We start from the raw sequence: 22,505 nt of genomic DNA, 5'->3' as shown, positions 1-22,505 counted from the left end.
TTGATTCCCCAGAACAGCCGGATCGGGACGCGTCGCGTCGACGCCCCCTGCGTCGCCACCGCGTCCAGACATCTACGCAACATGCGTGCCATGCACTGTCGCACGGCGCATAACGTACCGCCGATTCGCGCCGCACGCGATACCGCGACGCGTGCAGCGTCAACGCACGCCGGTATGGCCGAAGCCGCCGCTGCCGCGCGTGCTCGCGGTGAAGCCGTCAACCAGCTCGAGCTCCGCACGCACCACCGGCAGCAGCACCAGCTGTGCGATGCGATCGCCGACGGCGATGGTGTAGGCCTCGCGGCCGCGGTTGAAGACGCTGATCATCAGCGGACCCTGGTAATCGGCATCGATCAGCCCGGTGCCGTTGCCCAGCACGATGCCGTGGCGATGGCCGAGGCCCGAACGTGGCAGCACCACCGCGCACAGGCCGGGATCGGCGATGTGGATCGCCAGCCCGCTGGGCACCAGCGCCGCATCGCCCGGCCCGAGCACCAGCGGCGCATCGAGCGCGGCGCGCAGGTCGAGCCCGGCACTGCCGGCGGTGGCATAGGCCGGCAACGGCCATACATTGCCGTAGCGCGGATCGAGGCGCTGGACCTGCAGGACATGGACTGCGGACACCGGTGGACTCCGTGGCAGGCCGCTCCCGGACCGGGGCGGCGGTGGGATCAGGTCGCGAACACCAGATCGAGCAGTTGTTCGGCGAGCGCGGTCTTCGCTGTGGGGCCGAGCGCCTGTTCGCCGTCGGGCCAGTACACGGTCAGCGCATTGTCTTCGCTCTCGAAGCCGCTGCCCGGCTGGCCGACGCGGTTGGCGGCGATGAAATCCAGCCGCTTGCGCACCAGCTTGTCGCGCGCATAGCCGGCAAGATCGCCGGTCTCGGCGGCGAACCCGACCAGCCGCAGCGGGCGCAACGGGTGCACGCCGAGGTCGGCGAGGATGTCGGCGGTGCGCACGCATTCGACCACCAGGGTGTCGCCGTGCTTCTTCAGCTTGTCGGCCGCCACCGCGCGCGGGGTGTAGTCGGCCACCGCGGCGGCGGCGATATAGGCATCGGCCGGCAGTGCGGCGAACACCGCCGCGTGCATCTGCGCGGCGGAGCGCACGTCGATGCGCTGCACGCCCGGCGGGGTCTCAAGATGGACGGGGCCCGCGACCAGCACCACGTCGGCGCCGCGGCGCGCGGCCGCGGCGGCCACCGCGAAGCCCATCCGGCCGCTGCTGCGGTTGCCGAGGAACCGCACCGGATCGATGTCCTCGTAGGTCGGGCCTGCGCTCACCACGATGCGCAGGCCGGCAAGCGCTGCGCTCATCCGGCGAGCTCGCGCACGATCCATTCCGGTTCGCGCAGGCGCCCGGGGCCGGATTCGCCCTCGGCCAGCGGGCCGTCGTCCGGGCCGATCACCTGCACGCCGCGCGTGCGCAACGTCTCGACGTTGGCCTGCGTGGCCGGGTGCCGCCACATGCGGTGATTCATCGCCGGCGCGATCGCCACCCGTGCCTCGGTGGCCAGATACAGCGTGCTGACCAGGTCGTTGGCGAAGCCGTGCGCAAGGCGCGCGATCAGGTCCGCGGTGGCCGGTGCCACCACCACCCGCTGCGCCCAGGCGGCCAGTTCCAGATGCCCCATCGCGGCTTCCGCGGCGGCATCCCACAGCGAGGTCCGTACCGGCTGGCCCGACACCGCCTGGAAGGTCGCGGTGCCGACGAACTGCTGCGCGTGTTCGGTCATCGCCACCCGCACCTCGGCCCCGGCATCGCGCAGGCGGCGCACCAGCTCGGCGGCCTTGTAGGCGGCGATTCCGCCACCCACGCACACCAGCACGCGCTGGCCGGCAAGCAGGCCGTCGAGCGGCGGAGGTGGCTGGCTCATCGGTGGGAAAAATCCGACACGGACACGGGCGCACAGCTTACCCGAAGGCAGGGCCGCGCCCGGCTGCGCCGCGTGTCCCGGCACGGTGCAATGGCTGCAGGCGTCGTCGTGCGGGCGGTCGCCCCGAAGCCACGGCCTCCCCTGTCGTGCAGGCCGCCCGCCGCGACGCTCCCTGATGGAGGCTCGCCATGCACATCCGCGACTGGCCCAGCAGCGAACGGCCGAGGGAGAAGCTGCTCGCACGCGGCGCGGCGGTGCTGTCGGATGCCGAATTGCTGGCGATCTTCCTCGGCTCCGGCCTGCGCGGACGCGACGCGGTGGCCACCGCGCGCGAGCTGCTCGCAGGCCATGGCCCGTTGCGCAAACTGCTCGAGCGCACACCGGCGCAGCTGGCCGCCCTGCCCGGGCTCGGCCCGGCCCGCGCGGCGCTGCTCGCCGCCGCACTCGAACTGTGCGCTCGTTACCTGGCCGCGGGCCTCGAACGCGGCGAGGCATTGAGCGATCCCCAGTCGGCCGGACGCTATTTCGCCCAGCGCCTGCGCGGCTACCCGCACGAGGTGTTCGCGGCGCTGTTCCTCGATACCCGCCACCGAGCACTGGCCTTCGAGGAACTGTTCCGCGGCACCATCGACGGCGCCGAGGTGCATCCACGCGAGGTGGTGCGCCGCGCGCTGGCCCATAACGCCGCGGCGCTGATCGTCGGCCACAACCACCCCAGCGGCAGCGCCGAACCCAGCGCCGCGGATCGCACGGTGACCGCGCAGCTGAAGCAGGCGCTGGGGCTGGTGGACGTGCGTCTGCTCGATCATTTCGTCGTCGGCGACGGCCCGCCGGTCTCGCTGGCCGCGCGCGGCTGGGTCTGACGGTCGCGAAGGGCGGAACGCGCGGGCCGGCGGCCGTCTACACTATCGGCCCCCTGCGCCACCGCATACCGCCTGTGAAATCCCAGCTCCGCGCCCTGATCGAACAGGGCCTCGACGCCCTGCGTACCCGGGGCGACCTGCCCGCCGACCTCGCCAGCCCCGACTTCATCGTCGAGCGACCGAAGGATCGCAGCCATGGCGATTTCTCCACCAACGTGGCGATGCTGCTGGCCAAACCCGCCCGCAGCAATCCACGGGCACTCGCCCAGGCGCTGACCACGGCATTGCCGCAGACCGGACTGGTGGCCTCGGTGGACATCGCCGGGCCGGGCTTCATCAACTTCCGCCTGGCGCCCCCGGCCTGGCAGGCACAGCTGCGCGAGGTCCATGACCAGGGCGAATCGTACGGCCACAACAACTCCGGTGCCGGCCGCCGCGCCGGCGTGGAATACGTGTCGGCCAACCCGACCGGCCCGCTGCATGTCGGCCACGGCCGCGCGGCGGCGATCGGCGACTGCATCGCGCGCGTGCTCGAGGCCAACGGCTGGGACGTGGCGCGCGAGTTCTACTACAACGACGCCGGCGTGCAGATCGAGAACCTGGCCCGCTCCACGCAGGCCCGCGCCCACGGTCACGCACCGGGCGGTGCCGACTGGCCAGCCGATGCCTACAACGGCGACTACATCGCCGACGTCGCGGCCGCCTACCTGCGCGGCGACAGCGTCGAGGTCGACGGGCACGTGGTGACCGGTGCCGGCGATGCCGACGACCTCGACGCCATCCGCCGCTTCGCCGTGGCGTGGCTGCGTCGCGAACAGAACGCCGACCTCGCCGCGTTCGGGGTCTCGTTCGACGTGTATTTCCTCGAGTCGTCGCTGTATGCCGACGGCAAGGTCGAGGAAACCGTGCGCGAGCTGGTCGCCCACGGCCACACCTACGAAGAGGGCGGCGCGCTGTGGCTGCGCAGCACCGATTTCGGTGACGACAAGGACCGCGTGATGCGCAAGTCCGACGGCACCTACACCTACTTCGTGCCCGACGTCGCCTATCACCTCTCGAAGTGGCAGCGCGGCTACGAGCGCGCGATCACCGAACTCGGCGCCGACCACCACGGCTCGCTGGCACGCGTGCGCGCTGGCCTGCAGGCACTCGACACCGGCATTCCGCAGGGCTGGCCGGAATACGTGCTGCACCAGATGGTCACGGTCATGCGCGGCGGCGAGGAGGTGAAGCTGTCCAAGCGCGCCGGCAGCTACGTCACCCTGCGCGACCTGATCGACGAGGTCGGTCGCGACGCCACGCGCTGGTTCCTGGTCGCACGCCGACCGGATTCGCAGCTGGTGTTCGACATCGATTTCGCGCGCAGCCAGTCGCTCGACAACCCGGTGTACTACGTGCAGCTCTCGCACGCGCGCATCTGCGGCCTGCTGCGGCAGCTCGAAGAGCGTGGGCTGGCCTTCGACGCCCAGAGCGGTCTGGACCGGCTGCCGGACCTCGACAGCGGCGCGACCCGCGACCTGCTCACCGACCTGTCGCGCTTCCCCGAGGTCGTGGAAGCGGCCGGGCAGTCGCTGGAGCCGCACCTGGTCGCGGCCTACCTGGTCGAGCTGGCGCAGGCGTTCCAGTCCTACTACAACGACCACCAGTTCCTGGTGGACGATGCCGGGCTGCGCGACTCGCGCCTGGCACTGGCGCTGGCCACCCGCCAGGTGCTGGCGAATGGCCTGGCCCTGCTCGGGGTGGCCGCGCCGCAGCGGATGTAGCCCGCGCACGCGGTGCATGACGAACGCCGCACATGGCTTCGGCATACACTGGATCGCATGTTTCTGGTTCGAAACGGCCGCAGTGCGGCAATGACACGAGGAAGGCAAGGCAGTGGCAGCACGACGCGGTAGATCGCAGGCACGGCGCAACGGCGGAAACTCCGGCGGGCTGCCCGGCTGGGCGTGGATGATCATCGGCATCGTGCTGACCATCATCGTGGTGATGCTGGCGCCGCGCGTTCTGAAGTCCGACGGCAGCGACGGCTTCTACCGTCCGCGCGCCAACCCCGATGCGCAGCCGGCCCTGCCGTCGAGCATCGACGAGGACGTGGCGGCACCTGCCCCCGCACGGCGTCGACCGGCACCGGCCGACACCGCACCGCTGCCGGCGACCGAACCCGACTACGACTTCTACACCGTGCTGCCCGGCCAGGAAGTGCCGATGACCGACGCGGAACTCGCTGCCAGCACGCGTGCCGAAGAGGCCCGCCGCCAGCGCGAGGATGCACAGCGCCGCCAGGATGCGGCCGACCTGGCTCCGCCGCAGACCCCTGCAGCGGCCCCGTCGCCGGCATCGACCGCGGCGACCACCACGCCCGCCACCACGACGACGACGACGCCGGCCACTGCGGCCACCACGCCGGCGCAGGACACCACCGCGCGCTATCTGTTGCAGGCCGGCTCGTTCAGCGCCTCCGGCGATGCCGAGGCGCTGAAGGCGCGCATCGCCCTGCTCGGCCTGTCGGCACGGGTCGAATCCGGCAACGCCAACGGCCGCACCGTCTACCGCGTGCGCATGGGCCCGTACGGCACCGCCACCGAACTCGCCGACGCCAAGGCCAAGCTGCAGGGCGGCGGACTGCAGGCGTTGCCGATCAAGGTGCAATAAAGCTGCCGCCGGCGCTGCGGATGCCGCGACAGGCGGACTGCAGGGCCAGCACCTTTCGCCAGCCGCTGCCGGCCGCCCGCGTCCCGCCTGCGAACGGAGTGCATCGATGACCCGGACCATCCTCATCACCGGCGCGACCGCCGGCTTCGGCCGCGCCGCCGCGGAACGCTTCGCCACCGCCGGCTGGCAGGTGGTCGCCTGCGGCCGTCGCGCCGAACGCCTGCACGCGCTGGCCGCGGCACTGGGCGAGCGGGTGCATGCCTGCGCCTTCGACATCCGCGATGCCGACGCGATGCAGGCCGCGCTCGACGCGTTGCCAGACGCGTTCCGCGACATCGACGTGCTGGTCAACAATGCCGGCCTGGCGTTGGGCACCGCACCCGCACAGCAGGCCAGCCTCGCGCAGTGGCGGCAGATGATCGACACCAACGTCACCGCACTGGCGACGCTGACGCATGTGCTGCTGCCGACGCTGATCGCGCGCCGCGGCGCGATCCTCAACGTCAGCTCGATCGCCGGCAGCTATCCCTATCCCGGCGGCAACGTCTACGGCGGCACCAAGGCCTTCGTCACCCAGTTCTCGCTGGGCCTGCGCGCGGACCTGCACGGCACCGGCGTGCGCGTCACCTCGATCGAGCCGGGGCTGGCCGAGACCGAGTTCACCCTGGTACGCACTGGCGGCGACCAGGCGGCATCGGATGCGCTGTACCGCGACGCTGCGCCGATCACCGCCGACGACATCGCCGAGACCCTGTGGTGGGTGGCCAACCTGCCGCCGCACCTCAACATAAACCGGCTGGAAGTGATGCCGGTCAGCCAGTCGTTCGCCGGCTTCCAGGTGCACCGCGCCGGTTGAGCCGGCGCGCGTACCACGTGGCGCCTCAATCCAGCGGCGCGTCGTCCAGGTAGGTGTAGCCGGTGAGTCCGGCTTCCAGCGCCTCGCGCAGGCGCACGAGTTCCCCGTCGCCGAGGCCCGCCGCCACGAGCTTGTCCTCGTAACGCTGGCGCAGGTCGTCGATGCGGTAGCCGACGTAGTCGAGCATCACGTCGGTGGTATCGCCGCGGCGCTGCTGCTGGATCGCGAAGCCGTCGCCGCTGCGGCGCACCTCGATCGCATCGGTGTCGCCGAACAGGTTGTGGATGTCGCCGAGGATCTCCTGGTAGGCGCCCACCAGGAAGAAGCCGAGCCGGTAGCTTTCGCCCGGCCGCATCGCGTGCAAGGGGAGTGAGCTGTCGAGATCCTCGTTCTCGACATAGATGTCGATCTGGCCATCGGAATCGCAGGTGAGGTCGGCGATGATGCCGCGCCGCTCCGGGGCCTCGTCGAGGCGTTCGATCGGCACGATCGGAAACACCTGGTCGATCGCCCACACGTCGGGCATCGATTCGAAGATGCTGAAATTGACGAAGTACTTGTCGACCAGGCGCTCGTTGAGCTCGTCGAGCAGCGGACGGTGGCTCTTCTCATCGTAGGTCAGGCGCGCGCGCACGGCATGCGCGATCGCGTAGAAGAGATCGTCGATGCGCGCGCGGTGCACAAGGTCGAGCTGGCCGAGCGCGTACATCGCCAGGCCTTCGGCGTGGAAGTGCTGCGCCTCCTGATACAGCTCCACCGCGGGGCGCTCGTCGAGCTCGCCGTGGATCTCGCGCAGCTGGCTGACCACCGACGGCTCGTCGTCGTGGGTGTCGGGCACGCGGCCTTCCGGCGCACGCTCGACCTCGGACACGTTGGCCACCAGCACCGCGTGGTGCGCGGTCATCGCGCGGCCGCACTCGGTGAGGATGCGCGGCTGCGCCAGGCCGTGCTCGGTACAGGCCTGCGCCAGCGGCTGCACGATGTTGCTGGCGTACTGGCGCATGCCGTAGTTGACCGAGTTGTAGCTGCGCGAGCGCGTGCCTTCGTAGTCGATGCCGAGGCCACCGCCGACATCCACGTGGTCGATCTTCGCGCCGAGCTGCGACAGCTCGACGAAATAGCGGGTCGCCTCGCGCATGCCGTTGGCGATGTCGCGCACGTTGGAGATCTGCGACCCCATGTGGAAATGCAGCAGCTTGAGGCAGTCGCCGCGCCCGCTGTCGCGCAGGCTCTTCCACAGATCCAGCAGCTGCCGCGGCGACAGGCCGAACTTGGACTTGTCACCGCCGGAGTTCTGCCACTTGCCGGCGCCCAGCGACGCCAGCCGCATGCGCACGCCGAGCACCGGTTCGACGCCGAGGGCGGCGGCTTCCTCCATCACCAGCCGCAGCTCGGTCGGCTTTTCGATGACGATGTAGGTCTCCAGCCCCAGCCTGCGGCCGATCAGCGCCAGGCGGATGTACTCGCGGTCCTTGTAGCCGTTGCAGATGATCGTCCCGCCGGGGCGGCTCAGCGCCAGCACCGCCATCAGTTCGGGCTTGCTGCCGGCTTCCAGGCCGAAGCCCTCGCCATGGTGCGAGGCCAGCGTGCCGGCAACACCTGCGTGCTGGTTGACCTTGATCGGATACACCGCGGTGTAGCCGCCGCGGTAGTCCCAGTCGGCCTGCGCCTCGGCAAATGCCGTCTGCAACTGGCCCAGCCGGTGGGCAAGGATTTCCGGGAAACGCACCAGCAGCGGCAGGCTCGCACCCTGTGCCCGCGCTTCGTCGACGATCGCCGGCAGCGGCAGTGCGGTCGCGTCGCGGTCGCCCGGGCGCACTACCACGCGACCCTGCTCGTCGACGTCGAAGAAGCCTTCCGACCAGTGCGGAATCGAATAGGTCTTGCGGGCGTGGTCGATGGACCAGGCTGCCATGGCGGACATCCGGAAAGCGTGGGAGCGCCTATTCTACGGAGCCCGGCGCGCAGGGGTGGTCACGTGCGCTCCGCTACAATGCGCGGCCCGCTGCGACGCCATCCGCGCGCGCCCCACGACAACGCCCACGCGGGCAGCGTCCCTGCGAGAGCATCCCATGACCACGACCGACTGGCTGTACGAGAACTTCGACCCCGCAGGCTCCGCGATCGGCTATCGCGTCACCCGCAAGCTCGACGAGGTGCAGTCGCCGTTCCAGAAGATCGAGATCTACGAGTCGACCGACTGGGGCAACGTGATGCTCATCGACGGCGCGATGATGGTGACCACCCGCGACAACTTCCTCTACCACGAGATGATGTCGCATCCAGCGCTGTTCACCCATCCGGATCCGAAGCAGGTGGTCATCATCGGTGGCGGCGACTGCGGCACGCTGCGCGAAGTGCTGCGCCACTCCGGCGTGGAGCGCGCGGTGCAGTGCGACATCGACGAGCAGGTCACCCGGATGGCCGAGAAGTATTTCCCGGAGCTGTGCGAATCCAACAACGACCCGCGCGCGGAGATCCTGTTCGACGACGGCATCGCCTGGATGAAGAACGCCGCGCCGGGCTCGCTCGACATCGTGATCGTCGATTCCACGGATCCGGTCGGCCCGGCCGAGGGGCTGTTCAACCGGAGCTTCTTCGAAAGCTGCTTCCGCGCACTGAAGGACGACGGCATCCTCGTCCAGCAGTCGGAATCCCCGCTGGTGCTGCTGGAACTGATCCAGGCCATGCGCGCCGAGATGGGCAAGGCCGGTTTCGACAGCTTCCAGACCCTGCCCTTCCCGCAGCCCTGCTACCCGACCGGCTGGTGGAGTTGCACGCTGGCGCGCAAGGGCGGTCGCGGCTTCGAGTTCCGGGAAGTGGATGCGGCCGCAAAGACATTCGAAACGCAGTACTACAGCGCCGACATCCACAAGGCGGCACAGGTGCTGCCGCCGTTCGTGGCGAAGGCGCTGGACGCCGACTGATCGGTACTGGAACTGGATCTGCCGACCGCCGGAGCGGTCGGCAGCGGATCAGTTCCAACCAGGTGTGGAGTTCTCACGGCACCCGCCCACACATCGGGCATCGCGGGAACCCCGGGATTCAAGCGCGCGCTCGCGTTCCTCGCGACGCTGCGCCACGGTCTTGCACACGCTCACCGGTCGGTTGCTGCCGATCGGTCGGCTGCGCTCGCAGACCATGCGGTCGTCCTCCGCCTTGTTGACCAGCGCGCTGATTTCTTCGAGATCGTTGAAGAGCGCCACCTGGTCGTTCCGCGGAAGCTCGGTGGTACTGGAGCGGCCATCGAGCCGTCCGAGCACCCGCTCCTGGGCCTGCAGCAGACGCTCGCGGTCGGCACCCGCCATGTCCTTGTATCGCCCGCTCCGCTGCTGGGCGGCCTGCCGGATCTCGTGCTGCTGGGCCACGATGGCGGCTGCATCGGTTTCAACCAGCACCGGTGCCTGTGACTCGGCCGATGCAGAGGTTGTCCACCACATCGTCAACATCAATGCCGCCGCGGTAATCCTGCCCTTCATACGCTTCTCCTGACGGTTCAGGTGCCGTACCCCCGTGGCCGGCAAGCCCCCCGAACAGCCGTTATAGCGCATCTCCGTCGAGCTCACCCGTGCGGATGCGGACCGCGCGTTCGAGCGAATACACGAACACCTTGCCGTCGCCGATCTTGCCGGTGTTGGCGGCCTTGAGGATGGCTTCGACGACCGTATCAGCCTGGTCGTCGGTTACCGCCACCTCGAGCTTGAGCTTGGGCAGGAAGTCGACCACGTACTCGGCACCGCGGTAGAGCTCGGTGTGGCCCTTCTGGCGGCCGAAGCCCTTGACCTCGGTGACGGTGATGCCGGCCACGCCGGCGTCGGCGAGTGCTTCGCGTACGTCATCGAGTTTGAAGGGCTTGATGATCGCCATGATCATCTTCATTCACGCAGCCTCCATCGGATCGAGCGGCAGCATAGCGCACTGCCTGCGGGCGACCAGCGGCTACAATGCGCCCACCCATCGATCCGTCCTGTTCGGACTATTCCTACCGCGTTTCGCGATCCGCGCCGACTGCGCTGGCAGCGGCACGCATGCATGCTGATTGCGTACCCGGAGGCTCCCCCATGATCGACCTCAGCAACATCGACGAACTGGCGCGCCGCCTCAGCGGCCTGGTGCCGCCGGGCCTGCGCGACAGCCGCGAGGAGATGCAGGAGAACTTCCGCGCGGTGCTGCAATCGGGACTGGGCAAGCTCGACCTGGTGACCCGCGAGGAGTTCGACGTGCAGCGCGCGGTCCTGCTGCGTACGCGCGAGAAGCTCGAGGCACTGGAGCAGGCCGTGCAGTGGCTCGAGTCCGAACTCGCCCGCAATCCTCCGCGCGACAGCTCCGCCCACTGACGGAACGCCGGCAAGCACCATGGGACTCGCACTCGTGCATGGACGCGCGCGTGTCGGGGTTGCAGCACCACCGGTCCAGGTGGAAGTGCATCTCGGCGGTGGCCTGCCGTCGATGTCCATCGTCGGCCTGCCCGAAGCGGCGGTTCGCGAGGCCAAGGATCGGGTGCGGGCCGCGATCCAGTGCGCGCAGTTCGAGTTCCCCGCGCGCCGCATCACCGTCAACCTGGCGCCGGCGGACCTTCCGAAGCACGGCGGCCGCTTCGACCTGCCGATCGCGCTGGGCATCCTTGCCGCCAGCGGGCAGATTCCGCTGGATGCCCTGCGCGATACCGAATTCATCGGCGAACTCGGCCTGACCGGCGAACTGCGGCCGGTGGACGGCGCGCTTCCCGCCGCGCTTGCGGTGGCACAGGCCGGGCGCCGGCTGGTGGTCCCGGCGGGGAATGCCGCGGAAGCCGCGCTGGCCAACCGGGTGGACGTGCGTTCCGCGCGCACCCTGCTCGAGGTCTGCGCGATGCTGCATGGCCGCACCACGCTGCCGGCCGGCGTGGCGCCGGAGCCGCTACCGCCGAGCACCGCCGACATGCGCGATGTGCGCGGCCAGGGTCGTGCACGGCGTGCACTGGAGATCGCCGCGGCCGGAGGCCATCACCTGTTGCTGGTCGGTCCGCCGGGCTGTGGCAAGACCCTGCTGGCTTCACGGCTACCGGGCCTGCTGCCCGAACCGGGCGACGACGAGGCCCTCGAGGCCGCGGCGGTGGCGTCGGTGAACGGCGGGCTTGATCCGGCGCGCTGGCGGCAACGGCCGTTCCGCGCTCCTCACCACACTGCGAGCGCGGTGGCACTGGCCGGTGGCGGCAGCGAACCGCGGCCCGGCGAGATCTCGCTCGCACATCGCGGCGTGCTGTTCCTGGACGAACTCCCCGAATGGAACCGCTCGGCGCTGGAAGTGCTGCGCGAGCCGCTGGAGTCGGGCGTGGTGACGATCTCGCGCGCCGCACGGCAAGCTGAATTCCCGGCACGGTTCCAGCTGGTTGCGGCGATGAATCCCTGCCCGTGCGGCTGGGCCGGAGACGTATCCGGACGCTGCCGCTGCGCACCGGACGCGGTGCGCCGCTACCGCTCGCGCATTTCCGGCCCGTTGCTGGATCGCATCGACCTCCACGTCGAGGTGCCGCGGCTGCCTGCGCAAGCCTTGCGTCCCGACGCCCCCGAAGGCGAAGCCAGCGCAACGATCCGGGTACGGGTGGAAGCGGCGCGCGATGTGCAGCAGGCGCGCAGTGGCCGTTGCAATGCCCACCTCGACCAGGCCGCCACGACCGCGCATTGCCGCTTGCGCCCGCCCGAACAGCAGCTGCTGGAACGCGCGATCGAGTCGTTGCAGCTGTCGGCGCGCGCCATGCACCGCATCCTGCGCGTCGCGCGCACCATTGCCGATCTCGACGGCAGCCAGGACATCCTCGCCCAACACCTGGCGGAAGCACTGACCTACCGCGGCTTCACGGCAGAGCCGATGACCGCGGTGGCCTGACGGCGCACGCATGGGGCGTGGGCCGCGGATAACGGATTGACGCGGATCGACGCGGATAGAAACGCGGATGGAACCAGGTTGCTGCACGTACAACGTAGCCGGCAGCGTGACCGGCGCACATCGCTGTCCACGACCGGGCGTGGAGTATGTGCATGCCCGCAGCTCCGCGGGCACGCTCCTCTGCCACTGCGCCTTCGCCTGATCCGCGCTGTCCGCGTCCAACACCTCCCCTCACGCCGCGCGGGTGAACTGTTCCTCCTCGGTCGAACCGGTCAGCGCGGTGGTCGACGACTGCCCGCGCTGGATCACCTGGGTCACCGCGTCGAAGTAGCCGGTGCCGACCTCGCGCTGGTGGCGCACCGCGGTGAAGCCACGCTCGGCGGCGGCGAACTCCGCTTCCTGCAGTTCGACAAAGGCGGTCATCTGCGCGCGCGCATAGCCGTGGGCGAGGTGGAACATCGAATAGTTGAGTGCATGGAAGCCCGCCAGGGTGATGAACTGGAAGCGATAGCCGTAACTCGCCAGCTCACGCTGGAACTTCGCGATCGTGGCGTCGTCGAGGTTCTTCTTCCAGTTGAAGCTCGGCGAGCAGTTGTAGGCGAGCAGCTTGCCCGGGTACTTCGCGTGGATCGCCTCGGCGAAGCGATGTGAAGCGATGTGCGAAGTCCAGGTCCGGCTTGCCGGTCTCGCACCAGACCAGGTCCGCGTACGGCGCGTACGCCAGGCCGCGGCTGATCGCCTGGTCCAGTCCGTTGCGGGTCTTGTAGAAGCCTTCCACGGTGCGCTCGCCGGTGCAGAACGGACGGTCGTTGTCGTCGACGTCGCTGGTCAGCAGGTCGGCGGCCTCGGCGTCGGTGCGCGCGATGATCAGTGTCGGCACCCCCACCCCCATAACGTCGGCCGCCAGGCGCGCGGCGTTAAGCTTCTCGATCGCTTCGCGCGTCGGCACCAGCACCTTGCCGCCCATGTGGCCGCACTTCTTCACCGAGGCGAGCTGGTCCTCGAAGTGCACGCCGGCCGCGCCGGCCTCGATCATCGCCTTCATCAGCTCGAAGGCGTTGAGCACGCCTCCGAAGCCGGCCTCGGCATCGGCGACGATGGGCTGCAGGAAATCGATGGAGCCGTCGCCCTCGGCGTGGTGCAGCTGGTCGGCGCGCAGCAGGGTGTTGTTGATGCGCTTGACCACCGCCGGCACCGAATCGGCCGGGTACAGCGACTGGTCCGGATACATCTGCCCGGCGAGGTTGGCGTCGGCGGCCACCTGCCAGCCGGAGAGATAGATCGCCTTCAGCCCGGCCTTGACCTGCTGCATCGCCTGGTTGCCGGTGAGCGCGCCCAGCGCGTTGACGAAGGGTTCGGACTGCAGCGAGCGCCACAGCTTGTCGGCGCCGAGACGCGCCAGTGAATGCTCGACATGGACGGTACCGCGCAGGCGGACCACGTCCTCGGGACCGTAATGGCGGGTGATGCCGTTCCAGCGGGGATTGCTGGCCCAGTCGCGGGCAAGGGCGTCGGCATCAGGCAGCGTGTGTTGGCTCATGGCAATGCTCCGTCGGGAAAGGGATCAGCCGTCCAGCCGCTCGTAGGCCGGCAGGGTCAGGAATTCGGCGAGGGTGTCGGCACGCGTCAGCCGCTCGAGCAGGCCGAGCGCCTCGGGCACGCGGTCCAGGCCCGGCACGCCGTCGCGCTGCAGCCGCGAGGGCAGGTTCAGCAGCACCGCCTCGAACAGCAGGTAATCGACGGGAGTGCCGTCATCGAGGCACAGCGGCGGGTGGCCGTCGTCGGCGTGATGCAGCCATTGCCACAGCTGCGCCCGGGCGATTTCCGCTGTGGCGGCGTCCTCCATCATCCCGTGGATCGGCACGCAGCCGTTGCCCGACAGCCACGCGGCGAGGTAGCGCACGCACACCTCGACGTTGTTCTCGAAGCCCCTGCGGGTGATCGAGCCCAGCGGCGGCGCGATGAGTTCATCGCGGCCGACCAGCACGTCCTCGCGGGCGAAGTGGTGCTGGTGCGGCGTCGGCATGCGTTCGTCGAAGATGCCGCGCGCCAGCGCGATCAGCCCCGGATGCGCCACCCAGGTGCCATCGTGGCCGGCGGTCACCTCGCGCAGCTTGTCGGCACGCACGCGCGCCATCGCCGCGTCATTGGCTTCGGCGTCGTTGGCGATCGGGATCTGCGCCGCCATGCCGCCCATCGCATGCGCGCCGCGGCGGTGGCAGGTCTGGATGAGCAGTTCCGAATAGGCCTTCAGGAACGGCTGGGTCATCGTGACCTGCGCGCGCTCGGGCAGCACGCGGTCGCGGTGGCGACGGAAGGTCTTGATATAGGAAAAGATGTAGTCCCAGCGCCCGCAGTTGAGGCCGGCCGCGCGCGAGCGCAGCGCGTGCAGAATCTCGTCCATCTCGAACACCGCGGGCAGCGTCTCGATCAGCACGGTGACGCGGATCTGTCCGGACGGCAGGCCGAGCGTGCCCTCCAGGTGCGCCAGCACCTCGTCCCACAGCTGCGCTTCTTCCATCGTCTGCAGCTTCGGCAGGTAGAGGTACGGCCCGCGATCGCGCGCCGCCAGCGCCGCGGCGTTGTGGAAGGCGAACACCGCGGCATCGAACAGTGCCGCCGAGAGCCGCTCGCCATCGATGCGCACGTGCTTCTCGTCGAGGTGCCAGCCGCGCGGGCGCACGATCAGCACCGCCTGCCCGTCCTCGGGCCGCAGTGCATAGGCGCGGCCTTCGCTGCTGGTGAAGCCGAGCGTGCCGGCAACCGCCTCGCGCAACGCGCGCTGGCCGGCGACGAGGTGGCGCCAGACCGGCGCCGTGGAATCCTCGAAGTCAGCCATGTAGCAGCTCGCGCCGGAGTTCAGCGCATTGATGACCATCTTCGGATCGACCGGCCCGGTGATCTCGACCCGGCGGTCCAGCAGCGCCGCGGGCAGCGGTGCCACCTGCCACGAGGCTTCGCGGATCGCCCGCGTGTCGGCGCGGAACTCCGGCAGCGCACCCGCATCGAAGCGCGCCTGCCGGTCAGCCCGGGCGGCCAGCAGGGCCTGCCGGCGTGGCTCGAAGCGCCGGTGCAGGTCGACCAGCAATGCCTGTGCGGCCGCGGGAAGCAGGTCGCCGGCATCGGTCGGGCACTCGAAGCGTTCGGTCGTGGGCTTGAGGACTGCGGACATGCGGGGCTCCGTGCACTGGGTCGAGCCCCACCATCCTTTCGCGTACTGTATTTGGCAAAGCAGTTTTATCAATCCTGCCTATAAGGTTTCCTGATATGCCGGGAAAGCACACCAGAGAACCGCGATCCGGCGCGCTTTTCGCCTACAAGGGCGACCGGCTCAAGCCGTTGCGGGCGTTCTGCCAGGTGGCGCGGCTGGGCTCGGTGTCGCGTGCCGCCGAGGCCCTGTTCCTCAGCCAGCCGGCGGTGACCCTGCAGCTACAGGCACTGGAACGCGACCTGGGCGTGCGCCTGCTCGAGCGCAGCGGCCGGCGGCTGGTGCCGACCCGCGAAGGCGAGGCGCTGTACGAACTGGCACGGCCACTGGTCGAACAGTTCGACGGGCTCACCACCGCGTTCCGCAACCAGCTGCGCGGCATGGATGCCGGCGAGCTGCAGATCGCGGCCGGTACGGCGACGATCCTGCACCTGCTGCCGCCGATCATCGCCGCCTACCGCATGGCACAGCCCGAGGTGCGCCTGAGCCTGCACAACGTCACCGGTGAAAGCGGCCTCGACCTGCTGCGGCGCGATGCGGTCGACCTTGCCGTGGGGTCGATGCTCGACGTGCCCGGAGATCTCGAATACGCCCCGCTCTACCGCTTCGACCCGATGCTGATCATGCCGCACGGGCACCCGCTGGCGCAGAAGGCGGAGCTGGCGCTGGAGGACCTGTCGCCGTACGGGCTGATCCTGCCGCCGCGCCGGCTCACCACCTACCGGCTGGTCGACATGGTGTTCCACCAGCACCGCGTGCCGTACACGGTGGCGATGGAGGTCGGCGGCTGGGAGGTGATCAAGCGCTACGTGGCGATGGGCCTGGGGATCAGCATCGTCACCGCGATGTGCCTGGACGGCGCCGACCTCGCCCACCTGACGGCACGGCCGCTGGCCCGCTGGTTCCCGCGTCGCAGTTACGGAGTGGTGATGCGCAAGGGCAAGCAGCCCTCCCCGCAGGCGCGTGCCTTCATCGAGCTGATCAAGCCGGACCTGTTCGACGCCGATGGCGCCAGGCGCGGGGCGCACTCTGACCGCTGAAAGTCAGCGCCGGCGAAGGACCTCCGCATCGCAGGCCGTCGGATCGATATCGCCGATGCCGCCATTGCGAGGATCCGCCCGTGGCACCACCCCGGCGAGCACTGGCAGGGTTTCAGGGGCTGGCACCGGCATGTCGAGCGGCAGCTGCTCGGCCGCTGTCTCGAGCCCCGCATCCAGGCGCTCCCGCAGTGGATGGCCGGCCGGAAGCGCGGCGACCGCCGGGTGTGCACGTGCCGCCTGCAACCACGCCAATGCGCGCACGGGATCGGGTTGCAGCACCTGGGCAAGGAACGGGCGCCAGGAAGGGCCGTCCCGGGTCCCGAGATAACCCAGCCCCAGGGCGATGGCGAGGTCCAGATCGCCCGCCCGCGCGGCCCGGGTGGCAACCGATTCCGCTTCGCGCCGGTAGATATCGAGCTGTGGCGCAACCTCCACCACGTCGCGCCAGCGGAACGCATTGCCGACCGCGTAGTGGCGCATGGCCGCGGGGTGGCCGGCCAGCGCCGCCTGCCGCCAGTAATGCACGCGCTCGGCGGGGTCCAGCGGATCGACACCGCCACAACGCGCCTCGGTCGCGGCAAGAGTCGCCTTCGCCGCTGCCTGCTGTTCGTGGACGCGCTCGCGGGTGCCGGCATCGACCGGCATCTTCGCGACATGGGCCAGCACACGCTGGGCACTGCGCTCCGCCTCGCGCGTCGCAAGCCAGGCTCCCTCGCAGTGCATGGCTTCCGCAGCCAGCCTGCAGGCGGCGCGGGCATCACCGCGGTCGGCGCGCGCGCGCAGGTCGGCCGCCACCAGTCGCAGCGGCTGCCCCTGCGGCGGCAAGGGCGCCCACGGCGCAGGCACGTGCTGGACCGTCGCGGCTTCTGCCGCGGCTGCCGGGGTGTCAACAGCCGGTGCGGTTCCGTCGGCACCCTCGCGGGATAGCCATAGCCACACGCCTGCAACGCAGAGCAACAGCGTCAGGCTGGCTGCGAGGGCTGCGCGCGGGGTGCTCACACCGTGCCGCGGTTCTTGCCGATCCACGGGCGGTACCACTCGCGCAGTTCGGCCATGTCGGTGGCGAGGTCGGTCCCGGGATGGAACAGCGGGCCGAAGCCGACCACCCGGTCGGGGTAGTGCAGGTACATGCGCAGGATCGGCACGTTGGCGGCCTTGGCGATCTTCCAGAAGCCGGGCTTCCAGCGTTCCACCCGCTTGCGCGTGCCCTCGGGGGCCAGTCCGTACCAGAGCCGTTCGCGGGTGCGCAGCAGCTGGGCGGCCTGCAGCACCACGCCGCTGGCCGCCGAGCGGTCGACCGGGATCACCCCGAGCCGGTGCAGAAGCCAGCCCAGCCCGGGCACCCGGAACAGCGAATCCTTGCCCAGCACGCGCACGTCCAGCCCCAGCGCGACCTTGGCGCTGAACGCCCACAGCCCGTCCCAGTTGGACGAATGCGGCGCGCCGATCAGCACCAGCCGCGACACGTCCGGCAGCTCGCCGACCACCCGCCAGCCGCCGATGCGCAGGATGGTCCGCGCCAGCCAGCGGGTGAAGCGGTTCGGCTTCACCCGCGGCACGTTAGGGGGAACCGGGATCAGGAGGTCGTCCTGCTGTGCGGGGGTCGGGTCCAACTCAATCGCTCCAGTCAGGGCGGCCGCGGCCGCGCTTGATGTCACTGCGTGCGCGCTTGCCATCGAGGCGGCGCTTCTTCGAGGCCCGGGTGGGCCGGGTGGCGATGCGCGGTGCATCCACATGCAGGCCGGCATCGATGAACGCCTGCAGCCGCACGCGGGCGTCCTCGCGGTTCCGCTCCTGGGTGCGGAAGCGCTGGGCGCTGATCACCAGTACGCCGTCGGCGGTGACGCGGCGGTCGCGCCGTGCGAGCAGCCGTGCGCGCAGCGCCTCGTCCAGCGACGGCGAGCCGGCGATGTCGAAACGCAGTTCGACCGCGGTGGACACCTTGTTGACGTTCTGGCCGCCGGGGCCGCTGGCGCGCACGAAGCGCTCCACGATCTCGTCTTCCGGGACCTCGTAGCCGCTCACGCCGCTACGTCCGCGACCGCGCACGCGAGCGCGCGTCCAGGGCTGGCGAGGACGGCACAGGGGGCGCGTGGGGACGATGAACGAGGCACTGCAGGCGGGATTGTCGCGGCAGTGCGTGGCTGCGATCATGCTGCGCCGCAACATCCATGCCGATGAACGCCGCCGTGTCCCCCCTGTCCGACCCCACTCCACTACCCGATGGCGCCGGCGACGCCGGCTCCCCGCCGCCGGTGACCTCCGGCCCGCTGACGCCTCCGCCCGATTCCGCCGGCACGCCCGCCGCCGCCGCCACCGCGCGCCACACCGTGGCCGAGGACGTGCAGGGCCTGCTGCTCGCCACGCTGACCGCGTCGCTGGGACTGGCGGTGTTCGCCGACGGCGGGCTGGTGATCGGCGGCATGGCCGGCATCGCGTTAATGCTCCACCACGCGCTGGGCTGGGCGTTCGGCCTGACCTTCGTGCTGGTCAACCTGCCGTTCTACTGGCTGGCGGCGCGGCGGATGGGCTGGGAGTTCACCCTCAAGACCTTCTGCGCGGTGGCCGCGGTGGGCTGGGTCGCCGACGCCCTGCCGCGCTGGGTGTCGCCGGCGGAGATGTCGCCGCTGTACGCCGCGATCGTCGGCGGTGCGCTGACCGGCCTGGGCATCCTGTTCTTCATCCGCCACCGCGCCAGCCTCGGCGGGGTGGGCATCCTCGCGGTGTACCTGCAACGCAGCCGCGGCTGGAGCGCCGGGCGCATCCAGATGGGCTTCGACGCGGCGCTGATGACGCTGGCGCTGCTGCTGTTCGAACCCGGCCAGGTGCTGTATTCGGCGATCGGCGCGGCGGTGCTGAGCCTGGTGATCATGTTCAACCACCGCCCCGGGCGCTACATGGGGGTCTGATCCGCAACCCGGATCCGGTTCATTGCCGCCCGTTCGGCGAGCGATTTCAGCGGTCGCGACCGCCGAGCCGATCAGCCGACGGGCGGGCGGTCGAACAGCGCCAGCGCGCGGGTGAACTCGCCGGACGGCGCGCAGTCCACCCGCATCGTGCGGCCGTCCTCCGGATGCCGGAACGACAGCGCCGACGCGTGCAGCAGCATGCGGTGGATGCCGAGCATGCGGAAATTGCGGTTGTGGCGGCCGTCGCCGTGGCTGGTGTCGCCGATCAGGTGATGCGACAGATGCTTGAGATGGCGGCGGATCTGCCGGAACCGGCCAGTCAGCGGGCGCGCGCGCAGCAGCGCATAGCGGGCGCTGTCGAACTGGCCGGTCGGCATCGGCAGCTCGACGGTGGCGAGGCGTTCGAACACGGTCACCGCCGGCTTCTTGAGCGGCTTGCCGGGGCCGCCGTCGAGCGCGTGGTCGACGGTGAACCCGTCCTCCGCCGGCCAGCCGCGGCATACGGCGAGGTATTCCTTGTCGACCGCGCGCGACATCAGCTGTTCGCCGAGCAGGCCGGCGGTGTCGCGGTCGAACGCGACCAGCACGCAGCCGCTGGTGGCGCGGTCGAGGCGATGGGCGAGGAACACCGGGCGATCGAACTGCGCACGCAGGCGATCGACGAGGAAGTCCGGCTCGCCGTGGGCGAGCCTGCTGTCGTGCATCGCAAGCCCGGCCGGCTTGTCGACCACGGCCAGCAGGTCATCGGCGTGGAGGACGGGGATGGGATCCGTCATGCGTCCCCGCGGCCGCGGGCGTGGTGGGCGCGCGTGCTCAACCGCTGCGCCGCGGCCAGGCGGCGAGCAGTGCCCACAGCCCGCCCAGCCCGGCCGCCCAGGCGGCGAGCGGGATGCCGGCAAGCGACGGGCCACCCGCTTCCAGCGCGTACAGCACCGAGGCCGCGATCAGCAGGCCGACGCCGACGATCGCGCCGACCACGCGTCGCTGCAGCCCGTGCACGCTGGCGGTGAGCGCAGCGAGGTCGGTCGACCGCATGCGCAGCTCGTGGCGGCCCTCGACCTGCTGCCGCAGCCAGGCGTGCACCAGCACCGGCATGTCGGGTGCATGGGTCACCAGTTCCGGCAGGCGGCGACGGAACTCGCGCGCCAGCCGCCGCGGGCTGTAGCGCTCGCGCAGGATCCGCTCCAGCACCGGCCGCGCCTCGGCCCAGATGTCGATCCTGGGGTCCAGCAGGCGGCCGAGGCCCTCGATCGACAGCAGGGTCTTCTGCAGCAGGATCAGCTGCGGCTGCAGGGTCAGCTGGAAACGCTGCGCGGTACGGAACAGCTTGCCCAGCACCTCGGCCAGCGAGATCTCCGCCAGCGGGCGGGTGAAGTACGGCTCGCACACGCCACGCACCGCGGCCTCCAGCTCATCCAGGCGCATGTGCGGGGGCATCCAGCCGGCCTCGAGGTGCAGCTCGGCGATGCGGCGGTAGTCGCGGTTGAAGATCGCCATGAAGTTCTCGGCGAGGTAGTACTGGTCCTCGCGCGAGAGCTGGCCGACGATGCCGAAGTCCAGCGCGATGAAGCGCGGGTGACGCGCACGCGCCGGATCCGGATCGACCCAGATGTTGCCGGCGTGCGCATCGGCGTGGAAGAAGTTGTCGCGGAACACCTGTTCGTAGAACACACGCACGCCGGTGGCGGCCAGCGCGCGGCGGTCGATGCCGGCGGCATCGAGCGCGGCGATGTCGTCGCTGGGGATGCCGTGCACGCGTTCCAGCGTCAGCACGCGTTCCGCCGTGTGCGACCACACCACGTCGGGCACGTACAGCGCATCCGAGCCCAGCCAGTTGCGGCGCAGCACCGAGGCGTTGGCGCCCTCGCGCTGCAGGTCGAGCTCGGCGGCCAGCGTGCTCTCGATCTCGGCCACGATCTCGCGCGGGCGCAGCTTGTCGGCGCGCGGATGGGTGCGCTCGACCAGCGCGGCGATGCGCCGCAGCAGGGCGATGTCGGCGGCGATGCGGGCTTCCACGCCGGGGCGCAGCACCTTGACCACGACCTCGCGGCCGGGCGCGTCGCCGACGCCATGCAGCGTGGCCGCGTGCACCTGGGCGATCGACGCCGACGCCAGCGGCACCGTGTCGAAGCGCGCGAACGCCACGTCGATGGGCTGGCCGAGCGCGGCTTCCACCAGCGCGCGTGCGTGGTCGCCATCGAACGGCGCGACGCTGTCCTGCAGCAGCGCCAGCTCCTCGGCGATCGCCGGCGGGATGAGGTCGCGCCGCGTCGACAGGATCTGCCCGAACTTGACGAAGATCGGGCCGAGTTCGTCGAGCGCCATGCGCAGCCGCGCACCCGGTGGCAGCGCCGCCACCGCCGGCGAGGCCCGCGGCACGAACGGATGCATCAAGCGCAGCCAGCGCTCGGCCGGCGTACCGGCGAGGAGGTCGTCGAGGCGGTAACGGAGCAGGACGCGGCCGATGCGCAGTGCACGCCGGGTCGCACTCATCGGCCGGCCTCGGGCATCGCGATGCCGCGTTCCGCGGCGAGCGTGCGCAGGCGGCGCACCCGTGCGTCCATGCGTTCGACGCCATCGCGCACGGCGTCGACATCGTCGAGGAAGGCATCGAGTTCGTTGCGGCCGACCAGGTCGCGCGACTCCTCGGTCAGGAACTCCGCCGTGCTTTCGGCGAGATTGCGGCCGACCACTTCGGCCTGCCGCAGCGCGCCGGCAAACAGCCCGGCAATCTGCACGCCGGCGACCTCGCCGAACAGGCGCACGAACGGTGCCTGCCAGTCCGGGTCGAAGCCGCGCGCAAGCCGCTGCAGCTGTCGCGCCAGGTCGGCATCGCCCTCGATGCGCACGCGCCCGGTACCGCCGGCGCCGGACCGCTGCAGCAACGGCAGCTGTGCGAGCAGGCCGGCGAGCGTGCCGCGCACGGAAAGGTCGGCATCGTCGTCGCCGGTGATGACCGGACCCACGCGCAGCCGGTCGCCATCGACATCCAGCCGCAGCGCAAGCTCCGGCGCGGCCAGCCGCACCACCACGTGGCGGCCGTCGAGGCGGCGGATGGCGTCACGGGTATCGGGATCGAGCGCCAGCAGCTGGTTCAGCGCCAGCTCGAGCGCGCGGCCGGCGAGCGGCTTCCAGGGAAGTGGGGCACGGGAGAACAGGGAGGCGGCCATGGCGGCATTGTAGCGGCGCCACGGTGGCGACCACGTCGGCGCGGAGAGGCCATCGGCATCACC

20 protein-coding genes and 2 pseudogenes are annotated in these 22,505 nt (G+C 70.5%); 9 read left to right on the top strand and 13 right to left on the bottom strand.

Going from position 1 to position 22,505, the window contains the following annotated elements:
* Positions 1–159 precede the first annotated feature (159 nt).
* Both dut and coaBC read right to left on the bottom strand, forming a co-directional pair.
* Positions 160–642: a dUTP diphosphatase gene (dut, locus tag E5843_RS00905; RefSeq protein ID WP_425480735.1), complete on the bottom strand. Its 483-nt coding sequence runs from the start codon at positions 640–642 to the stop codon at positions 160–162.
* 29 nt (positions 643–671) lie between these two features.
* Positions 672–1,876: pseudogene (coaBC, locus tag E5843_RS00900) on the bottom strand (bifunctional phosphopantothenoylcysteine decarboxylase/phosphopantothenate--cysteine ligase CoaBC).
* A 188-nt stretch (positions 1,877–2,064) separates the two neighbouring features.
* Here coaBC and radC point away from each other — a divergent pair.
* From radC to E5843_RS00880, 4 genes are all read left to right on the top strand, one after another.
* Entirely contained in the window at positions 2,065–2,739 is a 675-nt protein-coding gene (gene radC / locus E5843_RS00895; RefSeq protein ID WP_136411554.1) for a RadC family protein, read from the top strand.
* A gap of 74 nt (positions 2,740–2,813) precedes the next feature.
* Positions 2,814–4,502: an arginine--tRNA ligase gene (gene argS, locus E5843_RS00890; RefSeq protein WP_134675250.1), complete on the top strand. Its 1,689-nt coding sequence runs from the start codon at positions 2,814–2,816 to the stop codon at positions 4,500–4,502.
* 112 nt (positions 4,503–4,614) lie between these two features.
* A complete protein-coding gene (locus E5843_RS00885; RefSeq protein ID WP_141065558.1) occupies positions 4,615–5,391 on the top strand; it encodes an SPOR domain-containing protein in 777 nt (258 codons plus the stop codon).
* Positions 5,392–5,497: 106 nt separating this feature from the next.
* Positions 5,498–6,247, top strand: coding sequence for an SDR family NAD(P)-dependent oxidoreductase (locus E5843_RS00880; RefSeq protein WP_141065557.1), 750 nt, complete (start codon positions 5,498–5,500; stop codon positions 6,245–6,247).
* A gap of 25 nt (positions 6,248–6,272) precedes the next feature.
* Here E5843_RS00880 and speA read toward each other — a convergent pair whose 3' ends face one another.
* Positions 6,273–8,162 (bottom strand): arginine decarboxylase, encoded by a 1,890-nt coding sequence (gene speA, locus E5843_RS00875; protein WP_141065556.1) that lies wholly within the window; start codon positions 8,160–8,162, stop codon positions 6,273–6,275.
* Positions 8,163–8,319: 157 nt separating this feature from the next.
* Between speA and speE the strand changes: the two genes are divergently transcribed.
* Positions 8,320–9,174, top strand: coding sequence for a polyamine aminopropyltransferase (gene speE, locus E5843_RS00870; RefSeq protein ID WP_136411552.1), 855 nt, complete (start codon positions 8,320–8,322; stop codon positions 9,172–9,174).
* A 48-nt stretch (positions 9,175–9,222) separates the two neighbouring features.
* On the opposite strand, the gene E5843_RS00865 is transcribed toward speE, so the two are convergent.
* Positions 9,223–9,696 (bottom strand): hypothetical protein, encoded by a 474-nt coding sequence (locus tag E5843_RS00865; RefSeq protein WP_166815813.1) that lies wholly within the window; start codon positions 9,694–9,696, stop codon positions 9,223–9,225.
* Between the two features lie 91 nt (positions 9,697–9,787).
* Entirely contained in the window at positions 9,788–10,126 is a 339-nt protein-coding gene (locus E5843_RS00860) for a P-II family nitrogen regulator (RefSeq protein WP_134675256.1), read from the bottom strand.
* A 182-nt stretch (positions 10,127–10,308) separates the two neighbouring features.
* Here E5843_RS00860 and ubiK point away from each other — a divergent pair, with 182 nt between their 5' ends.
* Both ubiK and E5843_RS00850 read left to right on the top strand, forming a co-directional pair.
* A complete protein-coding gene (gene ubiK / locus E5843_RS00855; RefSeq protein WP_136411551.1) occupies positions 10,309–10,584 on the top strand; it encodes a ubiquinone biosynthesis accessory factor UbiK in 276 nt (91 codons plus the stop codon).
* Between the two features lie 19 nt (positions 10,585–10,603).
* Positions 10,604–12,115 carry a YifB family Mg chelatase-like AAA ATPase gene (locus tag E5843_RS00850; RefSeq protein ID WP_141065554.1) on the top strand — a complete coding sequence of 504 codons (1,512 nt, stop codon included), beginning with the start codon at positions 10,604–10,606 and terminating at the stop codon, positions 12,113–12,115.
* Positions 12,116–12,346: 231 nt separating this feature from the next.
* Here the strand turns inward: E5843_RS00850 and aceA are convergent.
* Both aceA and aceB read right to left on the bottom strand, forming a co-directional pair.
* A pseudogene (gene aceA / locus E5843_RS00845) lies at positions 12,347–13,655 on the bottom strand (isocitrate lyase).
* Positions 13,656–13,679: 24 nt separating this feature from the next.
* Positions 13,680–15,287, bottom strand: a complete 1,608-nt coding sequence (gene aceB / locus E5843_RS00840; protein WP_136411550.1) for a malate synthase A — start codon at positions 15,285–15,287, stop codon at positions 13,680–13,682.
* Positions 15,288–15,382: 95 nt separating this feature from the next.
* On the opposite strand from aceB, the gene E5843_RS00835 reads away from it, so the two are divergent.
* The gene (locus E5843_RS00835; RefSeq protein ID WP_136411549.1) at positions 15,383–16,363 is read left to right on the top strand and encodes a LysR family transcriptional regulator; all 981 of its coding nucleotides are present in this window, start codon (positions 15,383–15,385) and stop codon (positions 16,361–16,363) included.
* Between the two features lie 3 nt (positions 16,364–16,366).
* On the opposite strand, the gene E5843_RS00830 is transcribed toward E5843_RS00835, so the two are convergent.
* The 3 genes from E5843_RS00830 to arfB form a co-directional block, all read right to left on the bottom strand.
* Positions 16,367–17,209, bottom strand: a complete 843-nt coding sequence (locus E5843_RS00830) for a hypothetical protein (RefSeq protein ID WP_136411548.1) — start codon at positions 17,207–17,209, stop codon at positions 16,367–16,369.
* Between the two features lie 149 nt (positions 17,210–17,358).
* Positions 17,359–17,913: a lysophospholipid acyltransferase family protein gene (locus E5843_RS00825; protein ID WP_279631937.1), complete on the bottom strand. Its 555-nt coding sequence runs from the start codon at positions 17,911–17,913 to the stop codon at positions 17,359–17,361.
* 64 nt (positions 17,914–17,977) lie between these two features.
* Positions 17,978–18,412, bottom strand: coding sequence for an alternative ribosome rescue aminoacyl-tRNA hydrolase ArfB (gene arfB / locus E5843_RS00820; RefSeq protein ID WP_244240808.1), 435 nt, complete (start codon positions 18,410–18,412; stop codon positions 17,978–17,980).
* Positions 18,413–18,561: 149 nt separating this feature from the next.
* On the opposite strand from arfB, the gene E5843_RS00815 reads away from it, so the two are divergent.
* Positions 18,562–19,272, top strand: a complete 711-nt coding sequence (locus E5843_RS00815; RefSeq protein ID WP_425480734.1) for a YitT family protein — start codon at positions 18,562–18,564, stop codon at positions 19,270–19,272.
* 71 nt (positions 19,273–19,343) lie between these two features.
* Here E5843_RS00815 and E5843_RS00810 read toward each other — a convergent pair whose 3' ends face one another.
* The 3 genes from E5843_RS00810 to E5843_RS00800 are packed head-to-tail and all read right to left on the bottom strand — an operon-like array spanning position 19,344 to position 22,442.
* Positions 19,344–20,048 carry a pseudouridine synthase gene (locus E5843_RS00810; protein ID WP_136411544.1) on the bottom strand — a complete coding sequence of 235 codons (705 nt, stop codon included), beginning with the start codon at positions 20,046–20,048 and terminating at the stop codon, positions 19,344–19,346.
* A 37-nt stretch (positions 20,049–20,085) separates the two neighbouring features.
* Positions 20,086–21,765: a ubiquinone biosynthesis regulatory protein kinase UbiB gene (gene ubiB, locus E5843_RS00805; RefSeq protein ID WP_136411543.1), complete on the bottom strand. Its 1,680-nt coding sequence runs from the start codon at positions 21,763–21,765 to the stop codon at positions 20,086–20,088.
* Positions 21,762–22,442 (bottom strand): ubiquinone biosynthesis accessory factor UbiJ, encoded by a 681-nt coding sequence (locus E5843_RS00800; protein ID WP_136411542.1) that lies wholly within the window; start codon positions 22,440–22,442, stop codon positions 21,762–21,764. The genes ubiB and E5843_RS00800 overlap by 4 nt, the downstream gene beginning before the upstream one ends.
* Positions 22,443–22,505: the final 63 nt, after the last annotated feature.

Source organism: Luteimonas yindakuii (assembly GCF_004803715.2).
GTDB classification, from domain to species: Bacteria; Pseudomonadota; Gammaproteobacteria; order Xanthomonadales; family Xanthomonadaceae; genus Luteimonas; species Luteimonas yindakuii.
Note: the sequence above shows the minus strand (reverse complement) of the source record. Positions and strands in the feature narration are given on the sequence as shown.

Coding starts and splice junctions, on each gene's coding strand:
- radC (WP_136411554.1), top strand. CDS start 2,065: ATGCACATCCGCGACTGGCCCAGCAGCGAACGGCCGAGGGAGAAGCTG.
- E5843_RS00880 (WP_141065557.1), top strand. CDS start 5,498: ATGACCCGGACCATCCTCATCACCGGCGCGACCGCCGGCTTCGGCCGC.
- speA (WP_141065556.1), bottom strand. CDS start 8,162: ATGGCAGCCTGGTCCATCGACCACGCCCGCAAGACCTATTCGATTCCG.
- speE (WP_136411552.1), top strand. CDS start 8,320: ATGACCACGACCGACTGGCTGTACGAGAACTTCGACCCCGCAGGCTCC.
- E5843_RS00865 (WP_166815813.1), bottom strand. CDS start 9,696: ATGTTGACGATGTGGTGGACAACCTCTGCATCGGCCGAGTCACAGGCA.
- E5843_RS00860 (WP_134675256.1), bottom strand. CDS start 10,126: ATGAAGATGATCATGGCGATCATCAAGCCCTTCAAACTCGATGACGTA.
- ubiK (WP_136411551.1), top strand. CDS start 10,309: ATGATCGACCTCAGCAACATCGACGAACTGGCGCGCCGCCTCAGCGGC.
- E5843_RS00850 (WP_141065554.1), top strand. CDS start 10,604: ATGGGACTCGCACTCGTGCATGGACGCGCGCGTGTCGGGGTTGCAGCA.
- aceB (WP_136411550.1), bottom strand. CDS start 15,287: ATGTCCGCAGTCCTCAAGCCCACGACCGAACGCTTCGAGTGCCCGACC.
- E5843_RS00835 (WP_136411549.1), top strand. CDS start 15,383: ATGCCGGGAAAGCACACCAGAGAACCGCGATCCGGCGCGCTTTTCGCC.
- E5843_RS00810 (WP_136411544.1), bottom strand. CDS start 20,048: ATGACGGATCCCATCCCCGTCCTCCACGCCGATGACCTGCTGGCCGTG.
- ubiB (WP_136411543.1), bottom strand. CDS start 21,765: ATGAGTGCGACCCGGCGTGCACTGCGCATCGGCCGCGTCCTGCTCCGT.
- E5843_RS00800 (WP_136411542.1), bottom strand. CDS start 22,442: ATGGCCGCCTCCCTGTTCTCCCGTGCCCCACTTCCCTGGAAGCCGCTC.